The organism is Geodermatophilus nigrescens (assembly GCF_900129495.1).
Taxonomy (GTDB): Bacteria; Actinomycetota; Actinomycetes; order Mycobacteriales; family Geodermatophilaceae; genus Geodermatophilus; species Geodermatophilus nigrescens.
Window position 1 is genome coordinate 120,708 of record NZ_FQVX01000003.1, and the last position, 12,832, is coordinate 133,539.

Here is a 12,832-nt window from a genome sequence, read left to right on the forward strand (position 1 = left end):
GGGGCCCCATCACAGCGTCGCCGACCGCTTGCGCCGCACCAGCGCGATGAAGAACGGGCCGCCGAGCAGGGCGAGCACGATGCCCACCTGCACCTCGCCGGGGCGGGCGATGACCCGCCCGACGACGTCGGCGGTGAGCAGCAGCAGCGCGCCGGCCATCGCCGCGCACGGGACGAGCCAGCGGTGGGCCGGCCCGGTGAACGACCGGACGGCGTGCGGCACGACCAGGCCGACGAAGGCGATCGGCCCGCAGGCCGCCGTCGCCGCGCCGGCCAGCAGCGTGATGGCCACCAGGCCGACCGCGCGGGCGAGCCAGACCCGCTGGCCCAGCCCGCGGGCGACGTCCTCGCCCATGCCGAGCAGGTCGAGGGCCGGCGCGTTGACCAGCGCGAGCACCAGTCCGGCGACGATGAAGGGGAGCACCTGCCAGGCGATGTCGGCGCCGCGGCCGGCCAGCGCGCCGACCACCCAGAAGCGGAAGGCGTCGAGGGAGTTGGAGTCGCTGACGAGGATCGCCCGGACCAGGGCGTAGAGCAGGGCCGACAGCGTCGAGCCGGCGAGGGCGAGCGTGACCGGGGTGGCCCCGCCGCGGCCGGCCGCCCCGAGCAGGTAGACGGCGACCGTGCCGGCCAGCGCCCCGGCGAAGGCGAACCAGACGTAGCCGGCCGGGGTGGCCACGCCGAGCAGCGCGATGGCCAGGACGACGGCGAAGGACGCGCCGGCGGTGACGCCGAGCAGGCCCGGGTCGCCCAGCGGGTTGCGGGTGTGGCCCTGCATCAGCGCCCCGGCCACCCCGAGCGAGGCGCCGACCATGAGGCCGAGCGCGGTGCGCGGGACCCGCAGGTCCCAGACGATCACCGCCTCCTCCGTGCGCAGCGACCGGTCGGTGAGGACCTCCCAGACGGTGCCCGGCGCCAGCGGCCGGGTGCCGATCGCGATGCTCGCGGCGCACGCGGCGAGGACCAGGACCAGCAGCGCCAGCGTCCCGAGGGCCCGGCGCCGCGTGCGCCGCGCGGCGGCCGTCCGGGGGGTCACCGCGGGCGCCGCGGTCCCCGCGGGGGTGCGCGTGGCGCTGGGGACGGACACCGGGCAGCTCCGGACGACGAGGGCAGGTGAGGCTCACCTTAGTCGCCGCAGGTCGGCCGGGACACCTCGCTCACCGGTGATGGCCTACCCGCGGAGGCTCACCGGTGGAGGCGGCGGCTGCCGGCCTGCCACTCCTCCTGGACGCCGACCTCGCCGGGCGCCACGCCGGCCGAGACCAGCTGCGGGCGCTCGCGCAGGCTGCGCTTGAGCTCGGCGAACCCGGCGAAGCGCGCGAGGCCGACCACGTGGTCCCACAGCTCGACGGCGCGGTCCTCGGGAGGCACCCGGCTGATCACCGGCCCGAAGAAGGCGACACCCTCCGGCGGCTCGAAGTGCAGGATCGGCGTCCCGACGTCGCGGCCGGTCAGCGCCAGCGCCTCGTCGGTCTCGGCCTGCACGACGGCGTCCCAGCGGTCGTCGTCGAGGGCGTCGGCGAGACCGGCCGGCAGCCCGGTCCGCTCGAGCACCGGCTCGAGGTAGCCGCGGGTGCCGCGCTCGCCGGCGGTGCCGGGGCGGTCGGGCTCGGTGTCGTGGATCCGCCGGCCGAGGTGCTCGTACAGCGTGGCGACCGCCGCCCGGCCGTGCTCCTCCCGCGTGCGGGCGGCCACGCGCAGCAGCCGCAGCCCGGCGGTGTGGCCGGCCTCGTACTCGGGCGGGAACTGCGCGTCGTAGTCGACGTGCGCGTTGAGCAGCCGCAGCGAGATGAATCGCCAGTCCACCTCGTACGTGCGCTGCGCGGCGACCGTCCGCACCCACCGGCTGGTCAGCCAGGCGAACGGGCAGACGGGGTCGAAGTAGAAGTGCAGGTCGGCCACGGCTCCATGCTCACCCCGCCGGCCCGGACCCGCGCGTCGCCGGTGTTCCTGGTGCGTTGCCGGTCCTGCAGCGCCGTCGATGCGCGAGGAACACCCGCGATCCCGCATCCCTCCAGGAGGGAGCGGCGTCAGCGGGGGAGGAGCGCCTCGATCGCCGTGCGGACCTCGGGGGCGCCGGGCTCGGTCGCCGGTCGGAACCGGGCCACCACCGCGCCGTCGCCGTCGACCAGGAACTTCTCGAAGTTCCACTGCACCGGACCGGACTCGCCGTCGCCGTCGGGCGTCTCCGTCAGCCGCTGGTACACCGGGTGCGCGCCGTCGCCGTTGACGTCGACCTTCTCCGTCATCGGGAAGGTGACGTCGTAGGTGGCCGAGCAGAAGGTGGCGATCTCCTCGGCGGTGCCGGGCTCCTGGCCCGCGAACTGGTTGCACGGCACCCCCACCACGGTGAACCCGCGCGGCCCGTACTCACGCTGCAGCGCCTCGAGCTGCGTGTACTGCGGCGTGAGCCCGCAGCGGCTGGCCACGTTGACCACCAGCGCCGGACGCCGGCCGGTCAGGGCGCCGAGCGTCGTGTCCTCGCCGCGCAGGGTGGCCACGGGCAGGTCGAGCAGGTCGGTCACGGGAGCTCCTCGCGTCGGGCCGGGATGCCGGCACACAGCGCGCCCGCCCGCCGGGTTGTTCCGGTCACCCCGGCTTCACTCCAGGCTGCTGACGTCGTCGGGCACGTCGACGGCGTGCTGTCGCAGCGCCGTCAGCGGCACGACCTCCAGCGCCCGCTCGTTCGTGGCCGCCAGGACGACGCCGGCCGCGACGCCCCGCTGGTACGCCTGCAGCCACCGGGCGGCGACGACGCACCAGCGGTCGCCGGGCCGCAGGCCGGGGAACCCGTACTCCGGTCGCGGGGTGCCGAGGTCGTTGCCCAGCTCCCGCTGCATCGCCAGGAACTCCGCCGAGACCACCACGCACACGGTGTGGCTGCCGAGGTCCTCGGGCCCGCTGCGGCAGGCCCCGTCGCGGAAGAAGCCGGTCAGCGGCTCGGTGCCGCAGGGCTCGAGCTCGCCACCCAGCACGTTGCGCTCGGTCGCCGGCTCGCCCATGCCGGGATCGTGGCAGAGCGGCACCGCCCGCGCGCGGGCCCGGCCGACGATCCGGCCGGGCCCGCGGTGGTGCGGTCGGGCGGTGCGGTCAGGCGGTGCCGGTGCGGCGGCGGGCCGTGAGCGTCAGCCCGGCGCCCGCCAGCAGGACCAGCAGGCCGGCGCCGAGGACGCCGGTGACGTCACTGCCGGTGTAGGCCAGCCGCCCGCCGTGGGACGAGCCGGAGCCCGCCCCGCTCCCGGCGAGAGCGCCGCCGCCGTTGCCGGCCGCCGTCCACGAGCCCGCGCCGGTCACCGGGGTGACCAGGCGGGGGTGCTGCGTGACCAGGTGCTGCGTGGCCGGGTGATGCACAGCGGGGTGCGCGGTGCCCGGCTGCTGCGGTCCGGGCTGCTGCGGCGTGCCAGGGCCCTGCGGGCCGGTCGGGTCGGTCGGGCCGGCCTGCGGGGTGCAGTCGCCGGTGCCGTCGCCGAGCAGGCCGAGGCCCATGCCGCACACGGTCACCGGGACGTCGACGTCGATGCCGCCGTCCCCCGTGCCCGGGGTGCCGGTGCCGGGCGTGCCCGTACCGGGGGTGCCGCCGCCGGGCAGGGCGCACTCGCCACCCGCGTCGCCGAGCAGGCCGATGCCGGTGCCGCAGACGGTGACCGGGACGTCGACGTCGAGCAGGCCGCCGTCCGTCCCACCGCTGCCCGGGCCGGTCGTCCCGGCGGCGGTGCAGCCGCCGGCGGCGTCGCCGAGCACGCCGACCCCGTTGCCGCACACGGTGACCGGGACGTCGACGTCGAGCAGGCCACCGTCGGTGCCGCCCGTGCCCGGGCCGGTCGTCCCGGCGGGGGTACAGCCGCCGGCCGCGTCGCCGAGGAGGCCGACCCCGTTGCCGCAGACGGTCACCGGGACGTCGACGTCGAGCAGGTCGTCGAGCGGGCCGGCCGCCCCGGGGGCGGGAGTGCCGGTGCCGGCGACCGGGGTGCAGCCGCCGACCGCGTCGCCGAGCACGCCGACGCCGTTGCCGCAGACGGTCACCGGCACGGTCACCGCGCCCTCCGGCGCGGCGGGGGCGGTGCCGGAGGCCTCGGCGTCGCCGAGCACGCCGATGCCGTTGCCGGCGACGGTGACCGGCACCGCGATGTCGGCCGGAGTGTCCGCCGGGCTGTCGGCCGGCTGCGAGGTGCCCGGCGCCGGTGCGGCGGGCGGCTGGGAGACCCCGGCGTCGCCGACCGCGGCGTCGTTGCCGCCGACGGTGACCGGCACCGAGACGGCGACCGGGCCGAGGTCGAGGGTGAGGTCCGCGGAGACGGCGGGCAGCTCGAGGCCGCCTCCCGCGGGGGCGTCGCCGAGGACGCCGACGGCGTTGTCGGTGACGGTGACCGGGACGACGACGTCGAGGTCCCCGTTCCCGGGCTGGTCGGATGCGGCGGCGACACCGGTGCCGACGGCGAGCAGGCCGCCGGTCAGCAGTGTCACGCGCAGGGCGCGGGTGGCCCATCGGGACATGGCAGTTCTCCTGACTGGGTGCTGGGACCCCGGTCCCGGGCGGGACGGCGGGGGTCGTGCGCTCGGCCGGCGGACAGCCGGCGGCGCGGCACTCAGTCGGGAGAGGTGGCGGGGTCGACCGGGTCGGCGGCCGCAGCGGCGCGGGCGCCGTCCGAGACCGCCCCGGCCGCGGCGAGCAGCGCGGCGGGGACGGCCCCGGTCAGGTCGGCGGAGAGCGGGTCGCGGTCGGCACCGGCGCCCGAGGCGGCGGTCCCGGCCGGTGCCGGGACGGCCGGGACGCCGGGGACGGCGGGGGCCTGCGGCGCGGCGGGCAGCGGCTGCGCCGGCACGAACGCGGCGGCAGCGGGAGACGCGGCGCCCGGGGCGGTGGTCGCGCCGGCCGCGCCCGACGGGCCCGGGTGCGGGTGCACGGCACCCGGGCCCGCCGGGAGGTGAGCCCCGGCGGCGACGGCGGCGTCGGCGACGGCACCGGGGACGGGAGAGGGCAGCCCGGCGGCCGGGACCGGCGCCGGGGGAGCGGGGACGACGAGGTCGGGGGCCACGACGCCGGGGACCAGGACGTCGGTCACCGGGACCAGGACGTCGGTCACCGGGACCAGGACGTCGGTCACCGGGACCAGGACGTCGGTCACCGGGACGAGGACGTCGGTCACCGGGGCCAGGACGTCGGTCACCGGGACGAGGACGTCGGTCACCGGGGCCAGGACGTCGGTCACGGGCGCCAGCGCACCGGTGACGGGCCGCAGCCCCCCGGTCACCGGCGCCAGGACCTCCGTCACGGGCGGCAGGGCCTCCGTCACCGGGGCGAGCGTCTGGGGCACGGGCGCGACGACCTCCCGGAGCGGCGCGGTCACCGGCGCGGCCGTGTCGGCGACCGCCTGCACGACCGGTGTCACGGGGGCCAGCACCGGCGTCAGCGGCTCGGTGACCTCCCCGAGCGCGGCGCCCACCGGAGCGGTGACCGCGCCGAGCGGGGAGCCGGGTGGCGGCTCCTCGGCGGAGGCGCCGGTGGAGCCGGCCAGCCACACCCCGGTGCCGAGCCCGGCGACCAGGAGGGCGCGGCCGCCCCAGCGGCGCAGGCGGGCGCGACGGCCCGTCCGGGCGGACAGCTCGGCCATCGCACCTCCCCCAGCGCACGGCAGTGACGTTGTGCACATGGATTGCAGCGGAACGTGATCACTACACGGCAGTCCCCCGATCGGCTGGGATCCGCTGACGGAACGTGACCGTCCGGTCCGGCGCGGACGGCCCGGTCACCCGATGGGTGGGCAGCGGTGGCAGGCTCCCGGCGTGACCGTCGACACTCCCGGCGCCCCCGTCCTCTGGCAGCCCCACCAGGAGACGAAGGAGGCCACCCGGCTCGCCGCGTTCGCCCGCGAGGTCGCCCAGCGGCGGGGCCTGGACCTCGATCCGACCGACTACGACGCGATCTGGCGCTGGTCGGTCGAGCACCTCGACCAGTTCTGGGCCGACGTCGCCGTCTGGTCGGACGTGCTCGACCGCGTGCCCGACGACCGGGTGCTCACCCGGCGCGAGATGCCCGGCGCCGAGTGGTTCCCGGGGACGACGGTCAACTACGCCGAGCAGGCGCTGCGGCACGGCACCGAGGAGCACCCGGCGCTGGTCGCGGTGGCGGAGGACGCCGAGCCGGTCGAGGTCTCCTGGGCGGAGCTGCGCGGGCAGGTCGGCGCCTTCGCCGCCACCCTGCGCCGGCTCGGCGTGCGGCGCGGCGACCGCGTGGCCGGCTACCTGCCCAACGTGCCCGAGGCCGTCGTCGCCTTCCTCGGCGCCGCCTCGATCGGGGCGGTGTGGTCCTCGTGCGCGCCCGACTTCGGCACCCGCGCCGTCCTCGACCGGTTCGCCCAGATCGAGCCGACGGTGCTGGTGGCCGTCGACGGCTACCGGTTCAACGGGCGGCCGCACGACCGGCGCGAGGTGGTCGCCGAGCTGCGCGCCGCGCTGCCCACCGTGCGCGCGACGGTCGCCGTCCCCCGGCTGTTCCCGGGCGAGGTCCCCGACGGCGCGCTGTCCTGGGCCGACGCCGTCGCCGGCCCGCGGGAGCCGGAGTTCGAGGCGCTGCCCTTCGACCACCCGCTGTGGATCGTCTACTCGTCGGGCACCACCGGCCTGCCCAAGGGGATCGTGCACGGCCACGGCGGCGTCGTCCTCGAGCAGCACAAGCAGCTCGGCCTGCACGGCGACGTCGGCCCCGGCGACCGCTTCTACTGGTACGCCTCCACCGCCTGGATCATGTGGAACATCGCCGCCTCGGCGCTGCTGCGCGGCGCCACCGTGGTCGTCCACGACGGCGCGCCCGCGTACCCCTCGGTCGACGCGCAGTTCGCCCTCGCCGCGCGCACCGGCATCACCTACCTCGGCACCAGCGCCGGCTACCTGATCGCCTGCGAGAAGGCGGGGATCCGGCCGGGGGAGACCCACGACCTGTCGGCGCTGCGCGTCATCGGGTCCACCGGCTCGCCGCTGCCGGCCTCGGCCTACTCCTGGGTGTACGACGCCGTCCGCGACGACGTCTTCCTCAGCTCGGCGTCCGGCGGCACCGACGTCGCCACCGGCTTCATCGGCAGCACGCTGCTGCTCCCGGTGACCGCCGGTGAGCTGCAGCGGCCGATGCTCGGCGTCGCCGCCGCGGCGTGGGGCGAGGACGGCCGCCCGGTCGTCGGCGAGCTCGGCGAGCTCGTGATCACCGAGCCGATGCCGTCGATGCCGCTGTACTTCTGGAACGACCCCGAGGGCACCCGCTACCGCGAGGCCTACTTCGAGCCGTGGCCGGGCGTCTGGCGGCACGGCGACTGGATGGAGGTCACCGACCGCGGCACCTGCGTGATCACCGGCCGGTCGGACTCCACGCTCAACCGCGGCGGCGTGCGCATGGGCACCGCCGACATCTACGCCGCCGTCGAGAGCTTCCCCGAGGTCGCCGACTGCGTCGTCCTCGGCGTCGAGCAGCGCGACGGCGGCTACTGGATGCCGCTGTTCGTCCAGCTCGCCCCCGGCGCCGAGCTGGACGACGACCTGCGCGACCGCATCCGCGCCGCCATCCGCAGCTCGGCGAGCCCGCGGCACGTGCCCGACGAGATCCTCGTGGCGCCCGGCGTCCCGCACACCCGCACGGGCAAGCGGCTGGAGGTGCCGCTCAAGCGGCTGTTCCAGGGCGTGCCGCCGGAGAAGGCGGTCAACCCGGGGGCCGTGGACGACGCGTCGCTGGTCGAGCACTACGTGGCGCTGGCCCGGGAGCGCGGCGCGCGCTGAGCGCTCCCGGGCCGCGCCGCCGCCGGGGTCAGGGGCGGCGGAACGGGCCGCGCAGGACGGCCCACTGCAGCAGCATGATCGTCTTCGCGTCGGCGATCCGGCCGTCGTCGACCATGGCCAGCGCCTCGTCGACGTCGAGCTCGAGCACCTCGATGTCCTCGCCCTCCTCGGCCACCCCGCCGCCGGCCGTCACCCGGTCGGCCGGGGTGTAGGGGGCGGCGAAGCAGACGACGCGCTCGGTCACCGAGCCCGGGCTGGTGAAGACGTCGAAGACCCGCGTCACCTCCCCCACGACGACGCCGAGCTCCTCGGCCGCCTCGCGCCGCACCGCGGTCTCGGCGTCCTGCTCGTCGAGCAGCCCGGCGGCGGCCTCGACGAGCATCCCGTCGGGCGAGCCGTTGACGTAGGCGGGGAAGCGGAACTGCCGGGTGAGCAGCACGGTCCGCCGCGCGACGTCGTAGGGGAGGAGGGCGGCGCCGTTGCCGCGGTCGTAGGTCTCGCGCTGCTCGGTGGTCCACCGGCCGTCGCGGCGGCGCTGGTCGAAGGTGGTCCGGCGCAGCACGTGCCACGCCGCGGCCAGCAGCTCGACGTCGCGGACGACGACGTCGGGGTTGCCGGTGAGGTCCCGGCCCACCCGGTCGAGGCCGGTGCGGCCGCGGGAGTCGGGCAGGTCGACGCCGAGGACGCCGGTCACGCCGTCACCGCCGGGACCTCGGCGACGCTCGTGTAGACCGCCGCGCCCCTCGCCCGGGCCAGCGCCACCATCTCGTCGGAGCCGGCCGAGGCGCCGGGCAGCCGCAGGACGGCGTCGCAGCGGGCCACCAGGCGCCGGCCCATCGGGTGGAAGACCTCGTCGAAGGCGGCGTCGCCGACGCGGGTCGAGCCGGCCAGCTCCGCCAGGGGCAGCGCCAGGTCCTCCCCGTTGACGGCGAGGTGCCCGGCGCGGAACAGCTCCAGGCAGGCGAGCTGGATGGCGCGGTGGTTGGCCGCGATCCGCTCCGGGTCGTCGCCGGTGCCCCCGCGGTAGGGGCCGGCCACCAGGATCATCAGGGGTTGCGTCACGACAGGTCGACCTCCACGCCGGCGTCGTCGAGCGCGGCCAGGGTGTCCTGGGCCGCGGGGGTGAGCTGGGGGTCGCGGGCGCTGGCGTCGGTGACCAGCCGCCCGACGGCGGACAGCGGCGCGACCGAGGCGAAGGCGCGCACGCCGAGCTTGGAGGCGTCGGCGACGACGAGCGTCTCCCGCGCCTGCTCGAGGCCGGCCTGCTTGACGGCGGCGTCCTCGAGGGTGAACTCCGACCAGCCGGCCCGGGCGTCGACCGCCCCGATCGACATGACGAACAGGTCGAAGGTGAGCTGCCGCAGCACCGCGGCGGTGAGCGGCCCGGCCAGGCTGCGCTCGCCCGGCCGTGCCTCGCCGCCGACGACGAGCAGCCGGATCCCCGGCCGGTCGGCCAGCGCGTCGGCCACCGGCAGGCTGACGACGGCGGCGGTGAACGGGCCCTCGCCCGCCGCGGCCCGGTCGGCCAGCGCGCGGGCCACGTGCACCGTCGTCGTCCCGGCGTCGAGCAGGACGGTGGCCCCGGCCGGGACCCGGGCGGCGGCCGCCTTGCCGATCCGGTCCTTGATCCCGGCCTGCCAGCCGGCGCGGGCGGCGAAGCCGGCGGCGCTCTCGGGCTCGGCGGCGGCGACCGCGCCCCCGCGGACCCGCTCCACCAAGCCGCGGGACTGCAGCGCGTCGAGGTCGCGGCGCACGGTCATCTCGGAGACGCCGAGGCGGGCGGCGAGGTCGGCGAGGGACACCCGGCCGGCGTTGCGCACCAGCCGCAGCGTCACGTCGAGTCGATCGGGGACGGCCACGGCGCAGTTCCTACCAGAATGGTGTGAGATCTGTGAAGTGGTTGTGCGATCGCCGCGGCGGGAGTGCCGTCGGTCACGCTCCCGCGGGCGCGCCGTGCAGGTCAGGGGCGCGGCGCGCATGGTGGGCAGACGCCCTGACCGCGATCCCCACCGCGACGGAGAGAGGCCCCACGACGATGACGTCGACCCCGGACCGCCCCGCCGAGCTGCTCGAGCCGGCCCCGCCCGCGCTCCTGCCGCCGTGGCACACCCCCGAGCGCGAGGCCCTGCAGGAGCAGGCCCGCCGCTTCGCGTACGACGAGGTGCTGCCGGTCGCGAACGAGCTCGACCCGCAGAAGGGCCTGCTGCCGGAGTCGCTGCTGGCCCGCATGGCCGAGCTCGGCTGGTTCGGCATCACGGTGCCCGCCGAGCACGGCGGCCTGGGCCTCGGCGTCTTCGAGTACTGCATGGTCTCCGAGGAGCTCGCCCGTGCCTGGATGAGCAGCGCGAGCATCCTCGCCCGCTCGCAGGGCCTCGGGACGGCCGTGGCCGACCCCGCCCGGCGCGGCGAGCTGCTGCGGCGCAGCGCGAAGGGCGAGTGGATCGGCGCGATCGCGCTGTCCGAGCCCGACGCCGGCTCCGACCTCGCCGGCGTCTCCACCCGGGCGGTCCTCGACGGCGACGAGTGGGTGGTCACCGGCCACAAGCGCTGGTGCGGCAACGCCGAGGCCGCCGACTTCATCCAGGTGCTCGTGCGCGAGCGCGACCCGGAGCCGGGGGAGTCCCGGTCGAAGGGCCTGGTCAACCTCCTGCTGGAGAAGGACCGCGGCTCCTTCCCGGTCGGCCTGACCGGCACCCCGATCGACAAGATCGGCTACCATGGCTTCCTCACCTGGGACCTGGTCTTCGACGGCGTCCGGATCCCCCGGGAGAACGTCGTCGACGAGGCCGCCGCCAGCGACGAGCAGGGCGAGGCCGCCGCGCGTGCCGGGTTCGCCGCGGCCCAGGCGTTCCTGAACACGGCGCGGGTGCACACCGCCGCCCGCGCCGTCGGCCTCGCCCGAGCCGCGCTCGAGGACTCCGTGGTCTACCTGCAGGAGCGCGAGCAGTTCGGCCACCCGATCGGCGACTTCCAGGCGCTGCGCTTCGCCGTCGCGGAGATGGCCGCGCAGGTCGAGCAGGCCCGCACCTTCTACCGGCAGGTGGCGCACCTGATCGACCTCGGCGTGCGCTGCGAGCGGGAGGCCTCGATGGTCAAGCTGGAGGCCACCGAGATGGCGGTGCGGGTGACCAACCAGGCCATGCAGCTGCACGGCGGCAACGGCTACACCACCGAGCGGCAGGTGGAGCGGCACTGGCGCGACGCCCGGCTGACCACGATCTTCGAGGGCACCAGCGAGATCCAGAAGCGGATCATCAGCGACCGGATGCTGCCGCGCTCGCCCCTCACCTAGTCCTCCGGCGCGCGGTCGTGCTCTGCCCCCACCGGCGGGGCAGAGCACGACCCGGCCCGGGACCCCCGGGCACCGCCGACCGCTGATCGTCACCACCCCGCCGGGTCGCCGTTCCCGCCGCGACACCGGCCTCCCCGACCCTCCGGGGACGTGACCGCCGCAGCGCCCGTCCGCCCCGCCGTCCGCTACCGGACCACCCTCGCCCGCACGACCGCCGACCTCGCCGAGGCCCAGCGGCTCCGGCACGACGTCTTCGCCCTCGAGTGCGGCGCCGTCCTCGACGGCCCGGCCGCCGCCGACGGCCGCGACGAGGACGAGTGGGACGCGCTGTGCGACCACCTCCTCGTCCGCGAGCAGACCTCCGGGCAGGTGGTCGGCACCTACCGGGTGCTGCCGCCGGAGCGGGCCGCCGCGCGCGGCCGCGGCTACTCCGACGGCGAGTTCGACCTCACCCGGCTCGCGCCGCTGCGGCCGGGCCTGGTCGAGGCCGGGCGCAGCTGCGTCCACCCCGACCACCGCTCCGGCGCGGTGATCACCCAGCTGTGGGCGGGGCTCGCCCGCTACGTCCTCGACGGGGGCCACACCCACCTCGGCGGCTGCGCCTCGGTGTCGCTGGCCGACGGCGGCGCGACAGCGGCCGGCGTCTGGGACGTCGTCCGCACGCGGCACCTCGCACCCGCGGCCCTGCGGGTCCTCCCGCACGTCCCCTTCGACGTCGAGGCGCCGCCCCGGCCACTGCGCCCCGTGCTGCCGCCGCTGCTGCGCGCCTACCTGCAGCTCGGCGCCCGGGTCGGCGGCCCCCCGGCGCACGACCCGGCGTTCGGCACCGCCGACCTCTACGTGCTGCTGGACCTGGCCGACGTCGACCCGCGGGTGCTGGGCCGGCTGACGGGCGCCGGCCGGTGAACCCCTGGCTGGCGGTCTCGGACTGCACGCCGGCCTGCGCCGACGCCGGTGCCGGCCGGGGCGCGGCCCGGCGGCTGGCCGGGGTGGCCGCGGCGCTGGCGCGCCCCGCCGCGGACGCGCCCGCCCGGGTCCTGGCTGCGCTCGGCGTCGCCCTGGAGGTCTCCGGCGACCTGCCGCGGCCGGGCGGTGGCCCCGCGCCGCTCGTGGTGAGCAACCACGTCTCCTGGCTCGACGACCTCGCGCTCGCCGCGCTGCTGCCGGACGCGCGCCCGGTGGCGAAGGCCGAGGTGGGCGGCTGGCCGGTGGTCGGCGCGTGGGCGCGGCGCACCGGCGTCGTCCTGCACGACCGCGCCCGGCTGTCCACGCTGCCGGGCACGGTCGCCGAGGTCGCGGCGCTGCTGCGCGCCGGTCAGGCGGTGGCCGTGCACGCCGAGGGCACCACCGCCTGCGGTGCCCGCCTCGGCCGCTTCCGGCCGGCCTTCTTCCAGGCCGCCGTCGACGCCGCCGCGCCGGTGCTGCCGGTCGCGCTGCGCTACCGCACCGCCGCCGGGCCCACCACGCTCGCCGGCTACCTCGGCGACGACCCGCTGTGGCGCAGCCTCCGCCGCGTCGCCTGCGCCGGGGACCTGGTGCTCGAGGTGCACGTGCTGCCGCCGCTGCGGCCGGGCACCGACCGGCGCGCCCTGGCCGCGCTGGCCGAGCTCGCCGTGGCCGGCGTCGTCGAGGCGGCCGCGCCGATGGTGGCCGCCCATCCGCGCCCGGCCCGCCGCACCCCGCCCCGACCGTTCCTGCTCTCCCCGGGATAACCGGCTGCCCCTGTCGGCCCCGTCGGCGAGCATGGGGCCGACGGCGCCGACGGTGCGCCACCCCG

At 77.4% G+C, this 12,832-nt stretch carries 13 protein-coding genes; 4 read left to right on the forward strand and 9 right to left on the reverse strand.

Annotated features, from left to right (window positions below; translation table 11 throughout):
* Nucleotides 1-9: 9 nt before the first annotated feature.
* From BUE37_RS14215 to BUE37_RS14240, 6 genes are all read right to left on the reverse strand, one after another.
* Nucleotides 10-1,086: a FecCD family ABC transporter permease gene (locus BUE37_RS14215; protein WP_083628696.1), complete on the reverse strand. Its 1,077-nt coding sequence runs from the start codon at nucleotides 1,084-1,086 to the stop codon at nucleotides 10-12.
* A 98-nt stretch (nucleotides 1,087-1,184) separates the two neighbouring features.
* Nucleotides 1,185-1,901 carry a mycothiol-dependent nitroreductase Rv2466c family protein gene (locus BUE37_RS14220; protein WP_073420946.1) on the reverse strand — a complete coding sequence of 239 codons (717 nt, stop codon included), beginning with the start codon at nucleotides 1,899-1,901 and terminating at the stop codon, nucleotides 1,185-1,187.
* 128 nt (nucleotides 1,902-2,029) lie between these two features.
* Nucleotides 2,030-2,524, reverse strand: a complete 495-nt coding sequence (locus BUE37_RS14225) for a glutathione peroxidase (RefSeq protein ID WP_073420947.1) — start codon at nucleotides 2,522-2,524, stop codon at nucleotides 2,030-2,032.
* Nucleotides 2,525-2,599: 75 nt separating this feature from the next.
* A complete protein-coding gene (locus BUE37_RS14230) occupies nucleotides 2,600-3,001 on the reverse strand; it encodes a DUF2237 family protein (RefSeq protein ID WP_073420948.1) in 402 nt (133 codons plus the stop codon).
* A gap of 88 nt (nucleotides 3,002-3,089) precedes the next feature.
* Nucleotides 3,090-4,493, reverse strand: a complete 1,404-nt coding sequence (locus BUE37_RS14235) for a hypothetical protein (protein ID WP_073420949.1) — start codon at nucleotides 4,491-4,493, stop codon at nucleotides 3,090-3,092.
* 92 nt (nucleotides 4,494-4,585) lie between these two features.
* A complete protein-coding gene (locus BUE37_RS14240; protein WP_073420950.1) occupies nucleotides 4,586-5,611 on the reverse strand; it encodes a hypothetical protein in 1,026 nt (341 codons plus the stop codon).
* A gap of 172 nt (nucleotides 5,612-5,783) precedes the next feature.
* Here BUE37_RS14240 and BUE37_RS14245 point away from each other — a divergent pair, with 172 nt between their 5' ends.
* Nucleotides 5,784-7,763, forward strand: a complete 1,980-nt coding sequence (locus tag BUE37_RS14245; RefSeq protein ID WP_217651272.1) for an acetoacetate--CoA ligase — start codon at nucleotides 5,784-5,786, stop codon at nucleotides 7,761-7,763.
* A gap of 28 nt (nucleotides 7,764-7,791) precedes the next feature.
* Here BUE37_RS14245 and BUE37_RS14250 read toward each other — a convergent pair whose 3' ends face one another.
* Genes BUE37_RS14250 through BUE37_RS14260 form a run of 3 tightly spaced genes read right to left on the reverse strand, consistent with a single transcriptional unit; the run spans nucleotide 7,792 to nucleotide 9,622 of the window.
* Nucleotides 7,792-8,457, reverse strand: a complete 666-nt coding sequence (locus tag BUE37_RS14250; protein ID WP_073420952.1) for an NUDIX domain-containing protein — start codon at nucleotides 8,455-8,457, stop codon at nucleotides 7,792-7,794.
* The gene (locus BUE37_RS14255) at nucleotides 8,454-8,825 is read right to left on the reverse strand and encodes a DUF4406 domain-containing protein (protein WP_245794611.1); all 372 of its coding nucleotides are present in this window, start codon (nucleotides 8,823-8,825) and stop codon (nucleotides 8,454-8,456) included. The genes BUE37_RS14250 and BUE37_RS14255 overlap by 4 nt, the downstream gene beginning before the upstream one ends.
* Complete coding sequence (locus tag BUE37_RS14260) at nucleotides 8,822-9,622, reverse strand: DeoR/GlpR family DNA-binding transcription regulator (protein WP_073420954.1); 801 nt, start codon at nucleotides 9,620-9,622, stop codon at nucleotides 8,822-8,824. Before BUE37_RS14260 ends, BUE37_RS14255 begins: the two co-directional genes overlap by 4 nt.
* A 176-nt stretch (nucleotides 9,623-9,798) precedes the next feature.
* Here BUE37_RS14260 and BUE37_RS14265 point away from each other — a divergent pair, with 176 nt between their 5' ends.
* From BUE37_RS14265 to BUE37_RS14275, 3 genes are all read left to right on the forward strand, one after another.
* On the forward strand, nucleotides 9,799-11,055 hold the full coding sequence (locus tag BUE37_RS14265) for an acyl-CoA dehydrogenase family protein (RefSeq protein ID WP_073420955.1): 1,257 nt from the start codon (nucleotides 9,799-9,801) through the stop codon (nucleotides 11,053-11,055).
* Nucleotides 11,056-11,205: 150 nt separating this feature from the next.
* Nucleotides 11,206-11,961: a GNAT family N-acetyltransferase gene (locus BUE37_RS14270; RefSeq protein ID WP_073420956.1), complete on the forward strand. Its 756-nt coding sequence runs from the start codon at nucleotides 11,206-11,208 to the stop codon at nucleotides 11,959-11,961.
* On the forward strand, nucleotides 11,958-12,767 hold the full coding sequence (locus tag BUE37_RS14275; protein WP_073420957.1) for a lysophospholipid acyltransferase family protein: 810 nt from the start codon (nucleotides 11,958-11,960) through the stop codon (nucleotides 12,765-12,767). The genes BUE37_RS14270 and BUE37_RS14275 overlap by 4 nt, the downstream gene beginning before the upstream one ends.
* Nucleotides 12,768-12,832: the final 65 nt, after the last annotated feature.

Excerpts from the sequence above, each read along its gene's own strand:
- BUE37_RS14230 (WP_073420948.1), bottom strand. The coding sequence starts at position 3,001 with ATGGGCGAGCCGGCGACCGAGCGCAACGTGCTGGGTGGCGAGCTCGAG.
- BUE37_RS14235 (WP_073420949.1), bottom strand. The coding sequence starts at position 4,493 with ATGTCCCGATGGGCCACCCGCGCCCTGCGCGTGACACTGCTGACCGGC.
- BUE37_RS14240 (WP_073420950.1), bottom strand. The coding sequence starts at position 5,611 with ATGGCCGAGCTGTCCGCCCGGACGGGCCGTCGCGCCCGCCTGCGCCGC.
- BUE37_RS14265 (WP_073420955.1), top strand. The coding sequence starts at position 9,799 with ATGACGTCGACCCCGGACCGCCCCGCCGAGCTGCTCGAGCCGGCCCCG.